Here is a 17,373-nt window from a genome sequence, read left to right on the forward strand (position 1 = left end):
AACACCCTCGGGTAAACTCCGCCGCTCGGGCTCTTTACGCCCCCCCCTCCGGGGCTTTTTTTTGGCATTGGTTGCCCCGACTCGGCGATTTCAGGGGTGGGTCATCGACTCGACGTCCAGGGCCTCGTCCAGCTGGGCCTCGGTGAGGGTGCCGTCAGCGACGTAGCCGAGCTTGATCACGGTGTCCTTGATCGTGGCGCCCTCGGCGAGCGCCTGCTTGGCGACCTTGGCGGCGGCCTCGTAGCCGATGTACTTGTTGAGCGGCGTGACGATCGAGGGAGAGGACTCGGCGTAGGCGCGGAGACGCTCGGGGACCGGGACGATCCCGTCGACGGTGCGCTCGGCCAGGACGGTCATCGAGGTGGAGAGCAGGCGGATCGACTCCAGGATGTTGCGGGCCATCACCGGCATCGCGACGTTGAGCTCGAAGGCGCCCGAGGCGCCGGCGGCGGTCACCGCGGCGTCGTTGCCGATCACCTGGAAGGCCACCATCAAGGTCGCCTCCGGCACGACCGGGTTGACCTTGCCGGGCATGATCGAGGAGCCCGGCTGGAGGTCGGGCAGGTGGATCTCGGCCAAGCCGGTGGTGGGGCCCGACGACATCCAGCGCAGGTCGTTGTTGATCTTGATCAGGCCGACCGCGATCGTCTTCAGGACGCCGGAGAGCTCGACCAGCGAGTCGCGGGTGCCCTGGGCCTCGAAGTGGTTGCGGGCCTCGGTGAACGGCTGGCCGGTGCGGTTCGAGAGCTCGGCGATCACGGCCTGCGGGAATCCGGCGGGCGTGTTGATGCCGGTCCCGACCGCGGTGCCGCCGAGCGCCAGCTCGCGCACGCGGGGGAGCACCGACTCGAGTCGCTCGGCCGCGTAGCGGACGGTGGCTGCGTACCCTCCGAACTCCTGGCCCAGGGTGACCGGCGTCGCGTCCATCAGGTGCGTACGCCCGGACTTCACCAGACCGGAGAACTCCTCGGCCTTCGCCTCCAGCGAGCCGGCCAGCACGTCGATCGCGGGCAGCAGCTGCTCGGAGACGGCGACGGCGGCGGCGACGTGGATCGCGGTCGGGAAGGTGTCGTTGGAGGACTGGGACGCGTTGACGTGGTCGTTGGGATGTAGGTCGCCCCCGGCCCTGGCGACGAGCGAGGCGATCACCTCGTTGGCGTTCATGTTCGAGGACGTGCCGGACCCGGTCTGGAAGACGTCGATCGGGAACGCGTCGTCGTGCCGGCCCTCGGAGACCTCGCCTGCGGCGGCGACGATCGCCTGGGCCTTGTCGCCGGGCAGGACGCCGAGGTCGAAGTTGGCCTTGGCCGCGGCCGCCTTCACATGTCCGATCGCATGGATCAGGGCCGGCTCGATGGGAGTGCCCGAGATGGGGAAGTTCTCCACGGCCCGCTGGGTCTGGGCGCGCCACAGCGCATCCTTCGGGACCCGGACCTCACCCATGGAGTCGTGCTCGATGCGAAAGCTCATGTCGTCCATGTCTGGTTCAACCTTTGACTAGTTGGTGCCATTCCCTTGCGAGACCGTGCCCACGTAGAGCCAGTAGGTCTCCGAGTGGCCTTGCAGGTCGACGGGGTAGGAGAGCGCCTCGGCGTCGTCGAAGACGTGCCTCATCACCTCCAGCAGCACCGGAGCCTTCGCCGCCGACCACACCACCACGGTGCCACCCGGGGCCGTCGCCCGCCGGGCGTCGCCCAGTGCCGGCGCCTCGTAGAGGGCTCCGTTGGCGTCGTGGACCAGGTAGCCGGGGCCGTTGTCCACGTCGAGCAGCACGACGTCGTAGGTGGCGGCCGGGCTCTCCCGCAGGACCACCGCCACGTCGGCGACCTCGATGCGAACGCGATCGTCGTCGAGGAGCTCGGGACCGTGTGGGATCCTCCCGGCGCGCATCCACTCGACCAGCCGCGGCTCGATCTCGACGACCGTGGCCGCCTCGATCCGCGGGTCGGTGAGCACGGCTTCGAGGGTGAACCCGAGCCCGAGGCCACCGATGAGCACGTGCTTGGGCTCCGGGTGCAGCTCGAGCGCGCGCGTGGCCAGTGCCTTCTCGGTCGAGGTCTCCCGGGTGTCCATCACGAAGATCCCGTTGGCCCGCAGCTCCAGGTGCCCGTCCGCCCGGTGCTTCAGCACAAGGCCCCCGTCTGCGATCACCGATTCGCTCACGCGACCACCTCCGTAGCGCAAGCGCCAGGGTACGGACGCGGTCGCGTGATTCTTTGGTTCACTCGCTGACGCTCGCTCACGGCTCCATTGTGTCCGATGTGGGTACCGGGCCGTTCATGAGCGATGACGACACGCAGTTCCCCGTCCAGCAGCAGGAGCCTCCCGGGCTCACCGGCGAGATGGACCCGCAGCCGGACCACGGCGAGTCCACCTACCAGGGCTACGGCCGCCTCGACGGCAAGGTCGCGCTCATCACCGGTGCCGACTCCGGCATCGGCCGCGCGGTCGCGATCGCGTACGCCCGCGAGGGGGCTGACGTGGCCTTCACCTACCTCCCGGAGGAGGAGCCGGACGCGCAGACGACCTCGAAGCTGGTCGAGGAGGCCGGACGTACGCCGCTGGCCATGCCGATCGACCTGCGCGAGCGCGAGGCGTGCGACCAGGTCGTCGAACGCACCGTGCAGGAGCTCGGCGGCCTCGACATCCTGGTCAACAACGCCGGCTACCAGTTCGCCCGCGACAAGGGCCTGACGGACATGGACGACGAGCGGATCGACCGGACGTTCAAGACCAACCTGTACGCGCTGCTCTGGCTGACCCGGGCAGCCGTCCCGCACCTGCAGAAGAGCAATGGCTGCGTCATCAACAACGCCTCGATCCAGGCGTACGAACCATCGACCAGCCTGCTCGACTACGCCGCGACCAAGGCGGCCATCAACAACTTCACGGTCAACCTGGCCGCCGAGCTCGGGCCCGACGGGGTGCGGGTGAACGCGGTGGCACCGGGCCCGATCTGGACGCCGCTGCAGCCGGCGACGCAAGCGCCGGAGAAGGTGCAGAAGTTCGGGACCGACACGCCGCTGGGGCGCGCAGGTCAGCCGGCCGAGGTCGCGCCTGCGTTCGTGTTCCTGGCATCTCCGGCCGAGGCGTCCTACGTCTCCGGCACCGTCCTCGGGGTGACTGGGGGACGGCCGGTGTTCTGATGCCCGCAAGCAGCTTCCACCGCGACGAGGTAGAGGGTGGCGGTCCGGAGGAGGGGCCGGAGGAGCGGATCACCCGCAACTGGAACGAGCTCCTCCAGGAGCTCCGGGTGCTGCAGACGGGTGTGCAGATCCTCACCGGTTTCCTGCTGACGGTCCCGTTCTCGCCCCGTTTCCCGGACCTGGCCGACTACCAGCAGGCGATCTACCTCGTCGTGCTCGTCGGTTCGGTGGTCACCACCTCCCTGATCATCGCCCCGGTCTCCTTCCACCGGATGTTGTTCCGTCACCGGCAGCGGCGGTGGCTGGTCACGGCCTCGCACCTCTGCGCGCGGGCCGGCCTGGTGGGTTTCGCGATCGTCTCGGCGCTGGTCGTGCTGCTCGTGTTCGACGTCGTCCTCACGTTCGGAGCCGGCGTCGTCGCCGCCGTGGCCGTCCTGGCCCTGTTCGTCTCGCTGTGGGCGGGGCTGCCGCTGCTGAACGGGCGGAACAACTCTGACTGACCCCGTGTGATCAGCACCACACCGGGAGTACGCTGGTCGGAAACCGAGTCTGGTGGGCTTATGTGGTCGTTCTTCTGGATCCTCGTCGCGGTGCTGCTCGGAGTGGCCGAGGCGTTCACGATGACGCTGGCGTTCGCTTTCGTCGCCGGTGGGGCGTTGCTTGCCGCGGGCAGTGCGGCCCTCGGCGCGCCGGTGCTGGTGCAGCTGCTCGTGTTCGTCGTCGCGGGCGGCGGCAGCGTGCTGCTGGTGCGGCCGGTCGCGCGTCGACACATGTCCTTGCCGCCGGCGGTGAAGGACGGCACCGACGCTCTGATCGGTCGTCAGGCGGTCGTCACCGCGGAGGTCAGCTTCGAGCACGGGCTGGTGCGCCTCGCAGGTGAGGAATGGTCGGCCAGGCCCTATGACGAGGACCTGATCATCCCGGTCGGATGCCGGGTGGACGTACTCGAGATCGAAGGCGCGACGGCGCTCGTGCACCCGCGCGACCCGCTGTCGCTGTCTCCCTAGAGGAGGGCGTACGAGATGGAACTTCTGCTGATCGTTCTGGTCATGGTCGCGCTGGTGGTGGGGGCGGTCGCCTCGACGGTGCGGATCGTGCCACAGGCCCGGCGCTACAACATCGAGCGTTTCGGGCGTTACCGGATCACCCTGCAGCCGGGGCTCAACTTCGTGATCCCGCTGGTGGACCGGGTCAACACCAAGCTGGACGTGCGTGAGACGGTCTACTCCTCCAACCCGCGCCCGGTGATCACCGAGGACAACCTGGTGGTCAACATCGACACGGTGCTCTACTACCAGATCACCGACCCGCGGTCGGCCGCCTACGAGGTCGCCAACTACCTCCAGGCGATCGACCAGCTCACCGTCACCACGCTGCGCAACCTGATCGGCTCGATGGACCTGGAGAGCACCCTGACCTCGCGCGAGACGATCAATGCGCGGCTGCGCGAGGTGCTCGACGACGCCACCGGGAAGTGGGGGATCCGGGTCAACCGGGTCGAGATCAAGGCGATCGACCCGCCGGCTTCGATCAAGGAGGCGATGGAGAAGCAGATGCGCGCCGAGCGTGACAAGCGCGCCGCCATCCTGCACGCAGAGGGCAAGCGGGCCTCGCTGATCCTCGAGGCCGAGGGCACCCGGCAGAGGTCCATCCTGGAGGCAGAGGGCAACCAGCAGGCGCGGATCCTCGAGGCCGAGGGTGAGGCCACGGCGCTGGAGCGGGTCTTCCAGGCGGTCCACGCCAACGACGCCGACGCCAAGGTCCTGGCCTACAAGTACCTCGAGATGCTGCCCTCGCTCGCCTCGCACGGCAACTCGTTCTGGGTCATCCCCGGCGAGCTCACCGAGGCGATGCGTACGGTCACCGGCGCCTTCGCCGACAACGCCTCCTCTCTGCAGTCGGCGAAGGTCTCGGAGAACGGCGACGCACGACGTACGCCGCCGGTCCCCTCGCCTCGCGACGCCATCGAGCAGGCCGAGCACGAGGCGGCCAAGGCGGTCGAGGCGGCCCACGAGGAGGCGGCCCGGGCGGATCGCATCATCGGCTGACGTACGTCGGTAGCCTGACCGGCATGTCGCCGGTTCTCGTGGTAGTGCTGCTCGTTGTCGTGGTCATCGTCGGGACGCTGATGAGCGTCAAGGTCGTCCCGGCGGCGACCTGCTTCGTGGTCGAGCGCCGCGGCCGGTTCCGGACGATGCTGAGGCCCGGCCTCAACGTCATCGTGCCGCTGCTGGACCGGGTCGTCGCGCGGTTCGACATGCGCGAGCAGGTGATGTCGATGCGGGAACCGCTCGTCTGCCGCGACAACTTTGTCTGCGAGGCGGCGCTGGAGGTCTACTTCGAGCTCGAGGACCCGTCGATCGCCTACCGCGTCGACATGCCACAGCAGCAGCTCGAACGTGCCGTGCGTGAGGACCTGCGAGAGTTCGCCGGAATCGTCGACCGGGACGAGTTCCTCACCTCCGCCCAGCGCCTGAGAGACGTCGCGTACGACGCCACCCGCCGATCCCGCGAGGAATGGGGCATCCGCGTCACGCGCGTCGCGGTCACCGACCTCCAGCATCGGTGACCAAAACCTGATGCGGCGAGCGGTCACGGGCTGACAGCATCGGGGCCATGTCACTGCCCACTCCGACGCTCGCCACGACGCGGCTGCGGCTGCGTCCGTTCGCCGACACCGACGAGGATGACCTCTTCGCGTTGCAGAGCGACGCCCACGTACTGCGCTACTGGGACTCGCCGCCGTGGACCGATCGGGCCCGTGCCGGGAAGTTCATCGCCAGGTCTCAGGAGATGGCGGAGGAGGGGGTCGGCGTCCGGCTGGCCATCGAACGAGACTCTGTGTTCCTCGGCTGGTGCACCTTCAACTCGTGGAACCCAGAGTTCCGCAGCGCCTCGCTCGGCTACTGCCTCGGCGAGGCCGCCTGGGGCCATGGCTATGCGACCGAGGCGGTTGGTGCCGTGCTGACCTGGGCCTTCGAGACTCTCGACCTCAACCGGGTCCAGGCGGAGGCCGACACTCGCAACGCTGCCTCGGCCCGCGTGCTGGAGAAGCTCGGGTTCAAGCTCGAGGGGACGCTTCGCGAGGACTGTGTGGTGAACGGCGACGTCTCCGACTCGTGGGTCTTCGGACTGCTCCGACGTGAGTGGCGGCCATAGGGGTTGCAGGAACCCCTGCGACACGCCGCATATCGGTGTGCCGCAGGGGCCATCAGGTGCGTTCGTGACCCCTAGCAGGATCAGCCGAAGAGGTCACCCAACCAGGATTCCTTGTGGTGGCTGCGGCGCTTGTCGTAGCGGCGGTCGTCGTCGTAGTCGCGCTTGTCGTAGTCCCGCTTCTCGTAGTCCCGCTTCTCATAGCGTCGCTCGTCGCGCTGCTCCTGGCGGGGCTGCTGGTAGCTGCCGGGCTGAGGGGCGCCGACGGACCGCTCGATGATCTTGTCGATCTCGCCGCGGTCCAGCCACACACCACGGCACTGCGGGCAGTAGTCGATCTCGATGCCTTGGCGCTCGCTCATCACCAGGGTGGCACCGTCGATGGGGCACTGCATGGGGTCTCCTCGTCCTCGGGGATCGGCGCCCATCAACCTAGCCGGTCGCTCCGCATCGCCGAGGCCAAGCGCCGGCGGACGTCCGTTCAGCGCTCCTTCGACCGCACCCTGATGCCGGTGAGCGGGACCGTGGTGGTGCCGGAGGGGTCGGTGAAGAAGTCGTTGCCCTCGCCGTCGACGACGATGAAGGCGGGGAAGTTCTCGACCTCGATCTTCCAGACCGCCTCCATGCCGAGCTCCGGGTACTCGAGCACCTCGACGGACTTGATGCAGTCCTGCGCGAGCCGTGCCGCGGGGCCGCCGATGGAGCCGAGGTAGAAGCCGCCGTAGGTCCCGCAGGCCTCGGCCACGACCTTGGAGCGGTTGCCCTTGGCGAGCATGACCATGGATCCGCCGGCAGCCTGGAACTGCTCGACGTAGGAGTCCATCCGGCCCGCGGTCGTGGGGCCGAAGGAGCCCGAGGCCATGCCCTCGGGCGTCTTGGCGGGACCGGCGTAGTAGACCGGGTGATCCTTGAGGTAGGAAGGCATCTCCTCGCCCGCGTCGAGCCGCTCCTTGATCTTGGCGTGCGCGATGTCGCGGGCCACGACCATCGGGCCGGACAGGGACAGGCGCGTCTTGACCGGGTGCTGTGACAGCGTCGCCAGGATCTCGGTCATCGGCTGGTTCAGGTCGATGTCCACGACCTCGCCGGCCGAGATCTCCTCGGCCATCCCGGCGTCGGGCATGTACTGCGCCGGGTCGGTCTCGAGCTGCTCGAGGAACACTCCGTCGCGGGTGATCTTGCCGAGCGCCTGACGGTCCGCGGAGCAGGAGACCGCGATCGCCACCGGACAGCTCGCGCCGTGGCGGGGCAGGCGGACGACGCGTACGTCATGGCAGAAGTACTTGCCACCGAACTGGGCCCCGATCCCGAAGGACTGGGTCAGCTCGAAGACCTTCTCCTCCAGCTCGGTGTCGCGGAAGCCGTGGGCGCTCATCGAGCCCTCGGTCGGGAGGTTGTCGAGGTAGTGGGCGCTCGCATACTTGGCGGTCTTCAGCGCGAACTCCGCGGACGTCCCGCCGATGACGACGGCGAGGTGGTACGGCGGACAGGCGGCCGTGCCGAGCGAGCGGATCTTCTCGTCGAGGAAGGTCAGGATCCGATCGGGGTTGAGGATCGCCTTGGTCTCCTGGAACAGGAACGACTTGTTGGCCGAGCCGCCGCCCTTGGCCATGAAGAGGAACTTGTACTCCGGGCCGTTCTCGCCCTCGGCGGTCGAGTAGATCTCGATCTGCGCGGGCAGGTTGGAGCCGGTGTTCTTCTCCTCGTACGTGGTCAGCGGGGCCAGCTGGGAGTAGCGGAGGTTGAGCTTGGTGTAGGCGTCGAAGACACCGCGGCTGACGGTCTCGGCGTCGTCGGCGCCGGTCAGCACACCCTCGGACTTCTTGCCCATCACGATCGCGGTGCCGGTGTCCTGGCACATCGGCAGGATCCCGCCGGCGGAGATGTTGACGTTCTTGAGCAGGTCCAGCGCGACGAAGCGGTCGTTGCCGGAGGCCTCGGGGTCGTCGATGATCTTGCGCAGCTGCTTGAGGTGCGCCGGGCGGAGGTACTGGTTGATGTCCTTCATCGCCTCGGCGGTCAGCCGGCGGATCGCCTCGGGGTCGACCTTGAGGAACTTGCGCCCGTCGACCTCGATCTCTTCCACCCCCTCGTCCGTGATCAGCCGGTAGGGAGTGTCGTCCTTGCCGGTCGGGAGGAGGTCGGAGTATCGGAACTCAACGTCAGCCACGGAAGGGAATCGTACGCCGCCATGGCCCCGGTCCCGGCGTCGGCTCCGGAGCCGAGACCGAGGGCCACGGCATCCTCAGGAGTGGTCGTGGACGACCACGCCGCGGATGTTGGCGCCGTTGAGCAGGTCGTCGTACCCCTCGTTGACCTGCTCGAGCGTGTAGGTGCGGGTGATCAGCTCGTCGAGCTTGATGTCGCCCTTCTGGTAGAGCCCGAGGATCCGCGGGATGTCGTACGTCGGGTTGCAGTCGCCGAACAGGCTGCCCTTGATCGTCTTGCGGAACAGGGTGGTCACCGCGCCGGAGAGCTGGATCGTCGGCTCGGTGAGCTTGTTGAGGCCCGTCAGGACCAGGATCCCGCCCTTGCCGATGACGTCGAAGCCGTCGGTGACGTTCTCGGTCGTGACCAGACCCTGGGTGAGGATGGCGGAGTCGGCGAGCTGGCCGCGGGTCAGGTTGGTGACCTCGGCCAGCGCGGAGGCGGCGTCGGCGAAGGCATGGGTGGCGCCGAGCTGGAGCGCGGCCTCACGCTTGTTCTCCAGCGGGTCGACGGCGACGACGTACTTCGCGCCGGCGAGCCTAGCGCCCTGGACGGCGTTGATGCCGATGCCGCCGATGCCGTAGACCACGACGGTGTCGCCGGCCTTGACCGCCGCGGTGTTCACCGCGGACCCGAAGCCGGTGGGCACGCCGCAGCCGACCAGCACGGCCGACTCGAGCGAGAGGTCGTCGTCGACCTTGACCACCGAGTTCTGGTGGATGACGCCGTACTGGCTGAAGGTGCCGAGCATGCACATCGCGCCGTACTGGCCGGCGGGGCCGGTGATCGGGAACCGCTCACCGGGCAGGTAGCCCTCGAGGATGGTCGCGCCCATGTCGCAGATCGACTGCTGGCCGTTGGAGCAGTAGCGGCAGGTGCCGCAGTTGGGGATGAAGGAGCAGACGACCCGGTCACCGGCCTTGACCCGGGTGACGCCGGGCCCGACCTCCTCGATGACGCCGGCGCCCTCGTGGCCGAGGACCATCGGCAGCCGGGCCTCGAGGTCGCCATGGGCGATGTGCACGTCGGAGTGGCACAGCCCCGCATGCGTGTAGCGGATCAGCACCTCGCCCGACTGGGGCTTGTCGAGGTCGAGCTCCTCGATCACGATCGGTTTGCCGGGTTCGTAGACGACGGCGGCCTTGGTCTTCATGCTGACTCCTTGGTGTTCCGGGATGGGGAGCGGGGGTCCCTGTCACGGTCGCAGCGCAGCGGGTCGGCGGGTGTTCAGAACCTGAACAGTTCTCTTTCGACCGGCACCCCACCGGGCTAATGTGACGAGTGCCACATTCGATGGGGGGATGTTGTGCCGCCTACGACGTCATCCGAGCCGGAGCGGATCGCCGCGTCCTGGCATCGCTCGCGCCTCGCCGGGGTCGACCCGGTGCGGGCCCATGGTTCGCTCGCGCCGGTCGACATCGACCCGCACGGTTCCCTGTACGAGGCGGCCGGTCCTGTCCTGAAGGAGCTGGCCGCGAACCTCGTCGGCACGACGTACGCCACGCTGCTGGTCGACCGGGACTGCCGGATCGTGCATCGCTGGTGCGGCCGGGCGAAGGTGGCGAGGGCGTTCGACGGCCTCGGGGTCGATCTGGGCGCCAGCCTGCTCGAGGAGCGGCTGGGCACCAACGCGCCGGGCACGGCGCTCGAGACCAGGCTCCCGGTGCAGGTGCACGGTGCGGAGCACTTCGCCGAGATGCTGCGCGAGTTCAGCTGCTTCGCGATGCCGATCCGGCATCCGGTGACGCACCGGATCGAGGGTGTCCTCGACATCACCTCGCAGGCCAGCGACGCCAACCCGCTGTTGCGCCCGGTGGTGCAGCGTGCGGTGACCGACATCCAGCGGCGCCTCCAGGACGGTAGCCGCACCACCGACAAGCAGCTGCTGCTGGCCTTTCACGAGGCCGTGGTGGCGTGCCGCGGCGCGCTGGTCGCGGTCGGCGAGAACCTGACCGTGTCCAACCAGACGGCTCAGGACACCCTGACCGGCGCGGACATCGCCGTGCTGCGGATCCTGCTCCAGGACGTACATCTTCCGGGGGCGACGGTCATGGACATGAGCCTGGAGTCGGGGGAGTCGGTGCATGTGCACGCCGAGGTGCTCGACACCCGCCGCCTGGCCGCGCTGGTACGCCTCGAGCCCCGCGAGCCACAACGCGGGCTCTCGGTCAGCGCGCTGTCCGAGGCCGCCCGGGAGCCGGGGACGATCCTGGTGGCCGGGCCACCGGGGTCCGGGCGTACGTCCCTGGCCAGGGAGCTCGCGCCGTCCTCGCCGATCACGCTGCTGACCGGCGCCACGACGGTCCTGGAGGGCGACGGCAACTGGGCCAAGCAGTTCCGGCGCCGGATGGCCGCCGGGGTGGGCACCGTCATCATCGACGGTCTCGAGCTGCTCTCCGACGCGCTGCTCGGCGTCGTCGCCGATGCGCTGGAGAGCAGCACCCGTGCCCACGTGGTGATGGTCTCGGCGCCGTTGGCCGAGCTGTCCGAGCACACCGCGGCGGTGGCCGCGCTGGCCTCCCGCGTCGAGGAGAAGCTGCCGCTGGCCGCGCGGCGCGACGAGATCCCCGGGCTGGCCCGCGAGCTGCTCGCCAGGATCAACCCGGACGCCTTCCTGACTCCCGGGGTCGAGCGGATCCTGGTCGAGCACCGCTGGCCGGGCAACGTACGCGAGCTGCGGGCCGTGCTCGCCCATGCCGCCGCCCGGCGCCGGTTCGGTGCGATCGTCCCTGCCGACCTGCCGCCGAAGCTCGGCTGCGTGCCGGGGCCGCGGGCCGCCGTGCGGCCGCTCGACCAGGCCGAGCGCGACGTCATCCTGCACGAGCTGATCAAGCACGACGGCAACAAGGCCGCGGTCGCCCGCGAGCTCGGGATCTCCCGCACCACGCTGTACGCCAAGATGCGGGCTCTGCGGATCTCGACCTACTAGAGGTATCCCGCTGTGCGGGCCCCGGGGCTGCGAGCCTTCGGCGGTGCGCGCTATGGTCGGAGACGTCCACACGGGAGTCCGCGGCAGCGGGCTGAGAGGGAGCTGGAGCCGCTCCGACCGTTACACCTGATCCGGATCATGCCGGCGAAGGAAGTGATTGGTTGTGCTTCTTCCACGTATTTTCTGCCTGGTCTCATCGAGCGATGACCTCGCCCTGTTGCCCGCCTTCGCCGAGGCCGGCGTCGCCGGTTTCCAGGTCCGCGACAAGTCCGCGACCACTCGGGAGCTGCTTGCGCTGACGACGACCGTGATCGAGCGGGTCGCTGCCTACGACGCCTGTGTCGTCGTCGACGACCGGCTCGACGTGGCGCTCGCGGCCGGTGCGCACGGCGTCCACCTCGGGGCCAGTGACCTTCCGCTGGCCGAGGCCCGGCGGATCGCCGACGCGGTCGCCCCGGGGCTGGTCATCGGCGCGACCTGCCGGGACCGGGCCGCGGTCCAGGCGGCTGCGGCCGCGGGGGCGGACTACGCCGGCTTCGGGCCGGTCTTCGCCACCTCGTCCAAGGAAGGGCTCCCCGACCCGCTGGGCGTCTCCGCCGTCACAGATGCCGCCGGTGTGCTCCCGCTGATCGCGATCGGCGGGATCTCGACGGCTTCAGCTGGCGCCGTGCGCGATGCCGGTGCCCACGGGGTCGCCGTCATCGGCGGGCTCTGGCGACAACCCGACCCACGCCAAGCCGCGAAGGAGCTCGTGGAAGCCGTCGGCTGATGCGGGTGCGAATCCTCGGCGCCGGGATCGTCGGCCTCTCCGTGGCCGACGAGCTGATCCGCCGGGGACACGACGTCACGGTGGTCGATCCGGCGCCGGGCTCCGGCGCGTCCTACGCCGCGGCCGGCATGCTCAGCCCGGCCGGTGAGGCCTGGTACGGCGAGGAGTCGCTGACCCGGCTGTGCCTGGCGTCGCTGGCGCTCTGGCCCGGCTTCGCCGCCCGGCTCGGGGTGCCGGTGCACACCCGCGGGACGCTGCTGGCCGGCGTCGACGCCGGGGACGTCCAGCAGGTCGAGCGGCAGCTCGCGGTGCTCGATCTCGCCGGGGTCTCCTACGAGAGGTTGGGGCGGCGGGATCTGCTCGCACGTGAGCCCGGCCTCGGCCGGGTCGCCGGTGGGGCCTTCCTCGCCGAGGACCATTCCGTCGACCCACGTGCGGTCGTCTCGGCATTGCTCGATCGCGTCGGGGACCGTGTTGGTCTCGACACGGATTCGTTCGTTCCTCACGAATCCGGCTCGACCAGCGGTTCTGTCGGTCGAGCCGCCGGAGCCGCTAGGCGGAGGCGTGTCGAGACCAACACGGTCGCCGACGTGACCGTCATCGCGACCGGGGCGCGCCTGCCCGACCCGTTCTCCTCCCTCATCCGGCCGGTACGCGGAGACGTGGTGCGCGTGCGGACGCAGGAGCCGGTGGAGCGGACGGTGCGGGCCTGGGCGCACGGCGAGCAGATCTACGTGGTGCCGCGGATCGACGGCGACGAGGTGGTCATCGGCGCCACCACCGAGGAGCGTGACGGTCCGCTGCTGCCGACCGTCGAGGGTGTGTGGCGGCTGCTCGACTCCGCCCGCCGGGTGGTGCCGGCGCTCGACCGTGCCGCCGTGGTGGAGGTGACCTCGCGGGACCGCCCGGGAACCGCCGACAACCTCCCGCTGGTCGGCCCGACCCACGAGCCGGGCGTCGTGCTCGCCGCGGGTGCCTACCGCAACGGGGTCCTGCTGGCGCCGCTCATCGCGCAGCTGGTGGCCGATCACGTCGAGACAGGGTCAGTGGAACCCGCGGTCGATCCGCGTCGGTTCCGGATGAAGGAGGACGGATGAGGATCACCGTGAACAGCGAGCCGGTGGAGGTCAGCGGCACCGTCGCGGACCTGCTCGAGGCGAGGACCGGCGACCGGCGGCCGAGCGGGATCGCGGTCGCCGTCGACGAGGAGATCGTGCCGCGCGACGACTGGGCGCTCTGGCGGCTCCAGGACGGTCAGGTCGTCGAGATCGTGACGGCGGTGCAGGGCGGATGAGTGTCCCCGAGAACGGGTTCAGGATCGCCGGCCGCGAACTGTCCTCGCGCCTCTTCCTCGGCACCGGCGGCCTGCCCAACCTGGCCCTGCTCCCGGACGTCATCGACGCGGCCGAGCCCGGTCTGGTGACGGTCTCGATGCGGCGTACGTCCTCGACGGCCGCCGGCGGACTGCTCGAGACGCTGCGCGCGGCGAAGGTGCCGATCCTGCCCAACACCGCGGGCTGCCTCTCGGCACGCGAGGCGGTGCTGACCGCCGAGCTCGCCCGCGAGGCGCTGGAGACGGACTGGGTCAAGCTCGAGGTGATCGGCGACGAGACCTCGCTGATGCCCGACGCCGTCGAGCTCGTCGAGGCCGCCGAGCAGCTGGTGCGCAAGGGCTTCACCGTCCTTCCGTACGCCACCGACGACCCCGTCCTCGCCCGCCGGCTCGAGGACGCCGGCTGCGCGGCGGTGATGCCGCTCGGCTCGCCGATCGGGTCGGGGCTGGGGCTGCTGAACCCCTATGCGATCGAGGCGGTCGTGGCCGCGGTGTCCGTGCCGGTCGTGCTCGACGCCGGCGTCGGGACCGCCTCGGATGCGGCCCTCGCGATGGAGCTCGGCTGCTCCGCGGTCCTCGCCGCCACCGCGGTGACCCGCGCCGACGACCCGGTCGGGATGGCTCGCGCTCTGCGATTGGCGGTCGAGGCAGGGGTGGCCGCCCGCGGGGCCGGCCGGATCCCGCGCCAGGCGGTCGCCCGGGCCTCCTCGCCGATGGCGGGCCGGATCGGATGAACACGCTGCCGCGACTGCTCGTCCTCACCGACCGCTCCCAGCTCCGCCTCGGCCGCGGCCTGCTCCCGACCCTGGCCGAGTGCGCGGAGGCCGGCCTGACCCACGTCGTGCTCCGCGAGCTCGACGAGCCCGCCGAGCAGCGCGCGAGGCTGGCCTCGGCCGCGACCGAGCTGGGCCTGGTGGTCATCGCCGCGCACGGCCCGCTGTCCGGGGCGGCTGGGGTGCAGCTCCCCGCTTCCGCGAGCTGTAACACGTCGTTCGTAGGACTACTCGGCCGCAGCTGCCACAGCGCCACCGAGGTCGCCACCGCCGCTGAGGAGGGGTTCGACTACGCGATGCTGAGTCCCTATGCGCTGACCGAGTCGAAGCCCGGCTACGGGCCGCCGCTGGGACCGGACGCGTTCGCCGACCTGCCGCTCCCGACGTACGCGCTCGGCGGGATCACCCCGGACAACGCCGCCGCGGCGGTCGCGGCGGGAGCCCACGGGGTCGCCGTAATGGGCGCGGTGATGCGGGCCGACGAGCCAGGACAGGTCGTGCGTGACCTGCTGGCCGCCCTCGCCAGCGCGGAGGTGACCGGATGAACCCGCCGGTCGCGCTCACCATCGCGGGCACCGACTCCGGGGGAGCGGCGGGCACGGCGGCCGACCTGGCCACCTTCGCCGCGCTCGGAGCCCACGGGGCCTGCGTGATCACCGCAGTCACCGCCCAGGACACGACCGGTGTGAGCGACATCCACCCGGTGCCACACTCCTCCATCGAGGCTCAGCTGGAGGCGGTGTTCGACGACCTACCCATCGCCGCGATCAAGACCGGGATGCTCGGCACCGCAGCCGCCGTGGAGGCGGTCGCACGGAGGGTTGTGAAGCTGAGCGTGGCCTATGGGTCACTCTCAGCTTCACAACCTCCGCTCGTCGTCGACCCTGTTCTCGTTGCCACCTCCGGGGCGGTCCTTGGTGGGGAGGGGGTGCGCCGCGCCTACCTCGACCATCTCCTCCCCGTCGCCACCGTCATCACCCCCAATCTCGACGAGGCCCGGGCACTGCTCGGCCACGATGGTTCGCCGGAAGAGATCGCGGTCGCCCTCGCTGGCGCTCGCGGCTCGACCAGCGGGTGCGCCGTGATCGTCACCGGAGGAGATCCGGCGGCCACCGGGGAGTGCACGGACTGGCTCGCCGAGCCCGGAAAGCCGGCGATCCCACTCACCCACCCAGCCATCCCCACGAGCAACGACCACGGCACCGGCTGCACCTACAGCTCGGCCCTGGCCGCCCACCTCGCCCACGGCGCCACCGTCCACGTCGCGGCCGAGCAGGCCGCTGCGTACGTCACCCGACAGCTCCACACCAGCAGGACCTGGACTCTCGGAAGAGGCCGGGGACCGATCGCCCACACCCAGGAGAAGAAATGACCGTTCACCCCGCCCATACCCGCCTCGAGCTCGGCGACCTGAAGGTCCCGGTGACCCGGGTCGCGCTCACCAACGGCGAGACGTTCGACCGCTACTGCACCGAGGGCCCCGGATCCGAGCCGGAGCAGGGACTCCCGCCGCGCCGCGACGAGTGGATCGAGGAGCGTCAGGACACCGAGACCTACGTCGGCCGCCGGACCGAGCTGGTGGACAACGGCAAGGCAGCCGTACGCCGCGGCGAGGCCCGCCAGGAGTGGCAGGGCGAGCGCCGTGCCCCGCGCCGAGGCGAGAACATCACCCAGATGCACTACGCGAGGAAGGGGATCATCACCAAGGAGATGGCCTACGTCGCCGTGCGCGAGAGCTGCGACCCCGAGCTGGTCCGCGAGGAGGTGGCGAGCGGCCGGGCGATCATCCCGAACAACGTCAACCACCCCGAGTCCGAGCCGATGATCATCGGGAAGCGCTTCCTGGTGAAGATCAACGCCAACATCGGCAACTCCGCGGTCACCTCCTCCATCGCGGAGGAGGTCGACAAGCTCACCCACGCGATCACCTGGGGCGCCGACACGGTGATGGACCTGAGCACCGGCGACGACATCCACACCACCCGCGAGTGGATCCTGCGCAACAGCCCCGTCCCGATCGGCACCGTCCCGATCTACCAGGCCCTGGAGAAGGTCAACGGCGAGGCCGACAAGCTGACCTGGGAGGTGTTCCGCGACACCGTCATCGAGCAGGCCGAGCAGGGCGTCGACTACATGACGATCCATGCGGGAGTCCTGCTGCGCTACGTCCCGCTCACCGCCAACCGCGTCACCGGCATCGTGTCCCGAGGCGGCTCGATCATGGCCGGCTGGTGCCTCGCGCACCACCAGGAGAGCTTCCTCTACACCCACTTCGACGAGCTCTGCGAGATCTTCAAGCAGTACGACGTCGCCTTCTCCCTCGGCGACGGCCTCCGCCCGGGCTCCACCGCCGACGCCAACGACGAGGCTCAGCTCAGCGAGCTCAGGACGCTGGCCGAGCTGACAGAACGAGCATGGCGACACGACGTACAGGTCATGGTCGAGGGCCCCGGCCACGTCCCGCTCAACCTGGTGAAGGAGAACGTGGACCTCCAGCAGGAGTGGTGCCACGGCGCGCCGTTCTACACGCTGGGCCCGCTCGCCACCGATATCGCGCCCGGCTACGACCACATCACCAGCGCCATCGGTGCGGCGACGATCGCGATGCACGGCACCGCGATGCTCTGCTACGTCACGCCCAAGGAGCACCTCGGGCTCCCGGACAGGGACGACGTGAAGACCGGCGTGATCACCTACAAGCTGGCCGCCCACGCCGCGGACATCGCCAAGGGCCACCCCGGCGCCCGCGACCACGACGACGCGCTCTCCAAGGCCCGCTTCGAGTTCCGCTGGCGTGACCAGTTCGCCCTCTCGCTGGACCCGGTCACCGCGGAGAGCTTCCACGACGAGACCCTGCCCGCCGAGAACGCCAAGACCGCTCACTTCTGCTCCATGTGCGGCCCGAAGTTCTGCTCGATGAAGATCAGCCAGGACGTACGCGACCGCTTCGGCGGCGAGAACGGGGCGTCCCCCGAGGAGATCGAGGCGGGCATGCTGGAGAAGTCGAAGGAGTTCGCGGCAGCGGGGAGCCGCGTCTACCTCCCGCTCGCCGACTGAGC

19 protein-coding genes and 1 riboswitch are annotated in these 17,373 nt (G+C 69.9%); of the genes, 14 read left to right on the plus strand and 5 right to left on the minus strand.

Annotated features, from left to right (window positions below; genetic code table 11):
* Positions 1-90: 90 nt before the first annotated feature.
* Positions 91-1,479 carry a class II fumarate hydratase gene (locus tag ACFV9G_RS25165; protein WP_378731157.1) on the minus strand — a complete coding sequence of 463 codons (1,389 nt, stop codon included), beginning with the start codon at positions 1,477-1,479 and terminating at the stop codon, positions 91-93.
* Positions 1,480-1,497: 18 nt separating this feature from the next.
* Positions 1,498-2,163 carry a spermidine synthase gene (locus ACFV9G_RS25170; RefSeq protein ID WP_378731159.1) on the minus strand — a complete coding sequence of 222 codons (666 nt, stop codon included), beginning with the start codon at positions 2,161-2,163 and terminating at the stop codon, positions 1,498-1,500.
* 116 nt (positions 2,164-2,279) lie between these two features.
* On the opposite strand from ACFV9G_RS25170, the gene ACFV9G_RS25175 reads away from it, so the two are divergent.
* From ACFV9G_RS25175 to ACFV9G_RS25200, 6 genes are read left to right on the plus strand one after another with little or no spacing between them, the layout of a single operon-like run.
* Positions 2,280-3,146, plus strand: a complete 867-nt coding sequence (locus ACFV9G_RS25175) for a glucose 1-dehydrogenase (protein ID WP_378731161.1) — start codon at positions 2,280-2,282, stop codon at positions 3,144-3,146.
* Positions 3,146-3,646 carry a DUF6328 family protein gene (locus ACFV9G_RS25180; protein WP_378731163.1) on the plus strand — a complete coding sequence of 167 codons (501 nt, stop codon included), beginning with the start codon at positions 3,146-3,148 and terminating at the stop codon, positions 3,644-3,646. Before ACFV9G_RS25175 ends, ACFV9G_RS25180 begins: the two co-directional genes overlap by 1 nt.
* Before the next feature lie 60 nt (positions 3,647-3,706).
* Positions 3,707-4,153 (plus strand): NfeD family protein, encoded by a 447-nt coding sequence (locus ACFV9G_RS25185; RefSeq protein ID WP_378731165.1) that lies wholly within the window; start codon positions 3,707-3,709, stop codon positions 4,151-4,153.
* Positions 4,154-4,168: 15 nt separating this feature from the next.
* Positions 4,169-5,194 (plus strand): SPFH domain-containing protein, encoded by a 1,026-nt coding sequence (locus tag ACFV9G_RS25190; protein WP_378731167.1) that lies wholly within the window; start codon positions 4,169-4,171, stop codon positions 5,192-5,194.
* A gap of 23 nt (positions 5,195-5,217) precedes the next feature.
* Positions 5,218-5,715: an SPFH domain-containing protein gene (locus tag ACFV9G_RS25195; RefSeq protein WP_378731169.1), complete on the plus strand. Its 498-nt coding sequence runs from the start codon at positions 5,218-5,220 to the stop codon at positions 5,713-5,715.
* A 47-nt stretch (positions 5,716-5,762) separates the two neighbouring features.
* Positions 5,763-6,305, plus strand: coding sequence for a GNAT family N-acetyltransferase (locus ACFV9G_RS25200; RefSeq protein ID WP_378731171.1), 543 nt, complete (start codon positions 5,763-5,765; stop codon positions 6,303-6,305).
* Between the two features lie 80 nt (positions 6,306-6,385).
* Here ACFV9G_RS25200 and ACFV9G_RS25205 read toward each other — a convergent pair whose 3' ends face one another.
* From ACFV9G_RS25205 to ACFV9G_RS25215, 3 genes are all read right to left on the minus strand, one after another.
* On the minus strand, positions 6,386-6,697 hold the full coding sequence (locus ACFV9G_RS25205; protein ID WP_378731173.1) for a zf-TFIIB domain-containing protein: 312 nt from the start codon (positions 6,695-6,697) through the stop codon (positions 6,386-6,388).
* A gap of 86 nt (positions 6,698-6,783) precedes the next feature.
* The gene (locus tag ACFV9G_RS25210; protein WP_378731175.1) at positions 6,784-8,472 is read right to left on the minus strand and encodes a fumarate hydratase; all 1,689 of its coding nucleotides are present in this window, start codon (positions 8,470-8,472) and stop codon (positions 6,784-6,786) included.
* Positions 8,473-8,547: 75 nt separating this feature from the next.
* Positions 8,548-9,663 carry a Zn-dependent alcohol dehydrogenase gene (locus ACFV9G_RS25215; protein ID WP_378731177.1) on the minus strand — a complete coding sequence of 372 codons (1,116 nt, stop codon included), beginning with the start codon at positions 9,661-9,663 and terminating at the stop codon, positions 8,548-8,550.
* 153 nt (positions 9,664-9,816) lie between these two features.
* Here ACFV9G_RS25215 and ACFV9G_RS25220 point away from each other — a divergent pair, with 153 nt between their 5' ends.
* From ACFV9G_RS25220 to thiC, 8 genes are all read left to right on the plus strand, one after another.
* On the plus strand, positions 9,817-11,439 hold the full coding sequence (locus ACFV9G_RS25220) for a sigma-54-dependent Fis family transcriptional regulator (RefSeq protein ID WP_378731179.1): 1,623 nt from the start codon (positions 9,817-9,819) through the stop codon (positions 11,437-11,439).
* A gap of 60 nt (positions 11,440-11,499) precedes the next feature.
* Positions 11,500-11,609: riboswitch (TPP riboswitch) on the plus strand.
* Positions 11,603-12,208: a thiamine phosphate synthase gene (thiE, locus tag ACFV9G_RS25225; RefSeq protein ID WP_378731181.1), complete on the plus strand. Its 606-nt coding sequence runs from the start codon at positions 11,603-11,605 to the stop codon at positions 12,206-12,208. Its footprint overlaps the riboswitch before it by 7 nt.
* Positions 12,208-13,305, plus strand: a complete 1,098-nt coding sequence (thiO, locus tag ACFV9G_RS25230) for a glycine oxidase ThiO (RefSeq protein WP_378731183.1) — start codon at positions 12,208-12,210, stop codon at positions 13,303-13,305. Before thiE ends, thiO begins: the two co-directional genes overlap by 1 nt.
* The gene (thiS, locus tag ACFV9G_RS25235) at positions 13,302-13,502 is read left to right on the plus strand and encodes a sulfur carrier protein ThiS (protein ID WP_378731186.1); all 201 of its coding nucleotides are present in this window, start codon (positions 13,302-13,304) and stop codon (positions 13,500-13,502) included. The genes thiO and thiS overlap by 4 nt, the downstream gene beginning before the upstream one ends.
* Positions 13,499-14,275 (plus strand): thiazole synthase, encoded by a 777-nt coding sequence (locus ACFV9G_RS25240; RefSeq protein ID WP_378731188.1) that lies wholly within the window; start codon positions 13,499-13,501, stop codon positions 14,273-14,275. Before thiS ends, ACFV9G_RS25240 begins: the two co-directional genes overlap by 4 nt.
* Positions 14,272-14,859 carry a thiamine phosphate synthase gene (locus ACFV9G_RS25245; RefSeq protein ID WP_378731190.1) on the plus strand — a complete coding sequence of 196 codons (588 nt, stop codon included), beginning with the start codon at positions 14,272-14,274 and terminating at the stop codon, positions 14,857-14,859. The genes ACFV9G_RS25240 and ACFV9G_RS25245 overlap by 4 nt, the downstream gene beginning before the upstream one ends.
* A complete protein-coding gene (thiD, locus tag ACFV9G_RS25250) occupies positions 14,856-15,686 on the plus strand; it encodes a bifunctional hydroxymethylpyrimidine kinase/phosphomethylpyrimidine kinase (protein WP_378731192.1) in 831 nt (276 codons plus the stop codon). The genes ACFV9G_RS25245 and thiD overlap by 4 nt, the downstream gene beginning before the upstream one ends.
* Complete coding sequence (thiC, locus tag ACFV9G_RS25255; protein WP_378731195.1) at positions 15,683-17,371, plus strand: phosphomethylpyrimidine synthase ThiC; 1,689 nt, start codon at positions 15,683-15,685, stop codon at positions 17,369-17,371. Before thiD ends, thiC begins: the two co-directional genes overlap by 4 nt.
* Positions 17,372-17,373 lie beyond the last annotated feature (2 nt).

Source organism: Nocardioides sp. NPDC059952, from assembly GCF_042730435.1.
Classification (GTDB): Bacteria; Actinomycetota; Actinomycetes; order Propionibacteriales; family Nocardioidaceae; genus Nocardioides.

What these genes read in the sequence shown, in the direction of transcription:
- ACFV9G_RS25180 (WP_378731163.1), top strand. Translation starts at nt 3,146, where the DNA reads ATGCCCGCAAGCAGCTTCCACCGCGACGAGGTAGAGGGTGGCGGTCCG.
- ACFV9G_RS25185 (WP_378731165.1), top strand. Translation starts at nt 3,707, where the DNA reads ATGTGGTCGTTCTTCTGGATCCTCGTCGCGGTGCTGCTCGGAGTGGCC.
- ACFV9G_RS25175 (WP_378731161.1), top strand. Translation starts at nt 2,280, where the DNA reads ATGAGCGATGACGACACGCAGTTCCCCGTCCAGCAGCAGGAGCCTCCC.
- ACFV9G_RS25165 (WP_378731157.1), bottom strand. Translation starts at nt 1,479, where the DNA reads ATGGACGACATGAGCTTTCGCATCGAGCACGACTCCATGGGTGAGGTC.
- ACFV9G_RS25240 (WP_378731188.1), top strand. Translation starts at nt 13,499, where the DNA reads ATGAGTGTCCCCGAGAACGGGTTCAGGATCGCCGGCCGCGAACTGTCC.
- ACFV9G_RS25245 (WP_378731190.1), top strand. Translation starts at nt 14,272, where the DNA reads ATGAACACGCTGCCGCGACTGCTCGTCCTCACCGACCGCTCCCAGCTC.
- thiC (WP_378731195.1), top strand. Translation starts at nt 15,683, where the DNA reads ATGACCGTTCACCCCGCCCATACCCGCCTCGAGCTCGGCGACCTGAAG.
- ACFV9G_RS25200 (WP_378731171.1), top strand. Translation starts at nt 5,763, where the DNA reads ATGTCACTGCCCACTCCGACGCTCGCCACGACGCGGCTGCGGCTGCGT.
- ACFV9G_RS25190 (WP_378731167.1), top strand. Translation starts at nt 4,169, where the DNA reads ATGGAACTTCTGCTGATCGTTCTGGTCATGGTCGCGCTGGTGGTGGGG.
- thiD (WP_378731192.1), top strand. Translation starts at nt 14,856, where the DNA reads ATGAACCCGCCGGTCGCGCTCACCATCGCGGGCACCGACTCCGGGGGA.
- ACFV9G_RS25215 (WP_378731177.1), bottom strand. Translation starts at nt 9,663, where the DNA reads ATGAAGACCAAGGCCGCCGTCGTCTACGAACCCGGCAAACCGATCGTG.
- thiS (WP_378731186.1), top strand. Translation starts at nt 13,302, where the DNA reads ATGAGGATCACCGTGAACAGCGAGCCGGTGGAGGTCAGCGGCACCGTC.
- ACFV9G_RS25205 (WP_378731173.1), bottom strand. Translation starts at nt 6,697, where the DNA reads ATGCAGTGCCCCATCGACGGTGCCACCCTGGTGATGAGCGAGCGCCAA.
- ACFV9G_RS25195 (WP_378731169.1), top strand. Translation starts at nt 5,218, where the DNA reads ATGTCGCCGGTTCTCGTGGTAGTGCTGCTCGTTGTCGTGGTCATCGTC.
- thiO (WP_378731183.1), top strand. Translation starts at nt 12,208, where the DNA reads ATGCGGGTGCGAATCCTCGGCGCCGGGATCGTCGGCCTCTCCGTGGCC.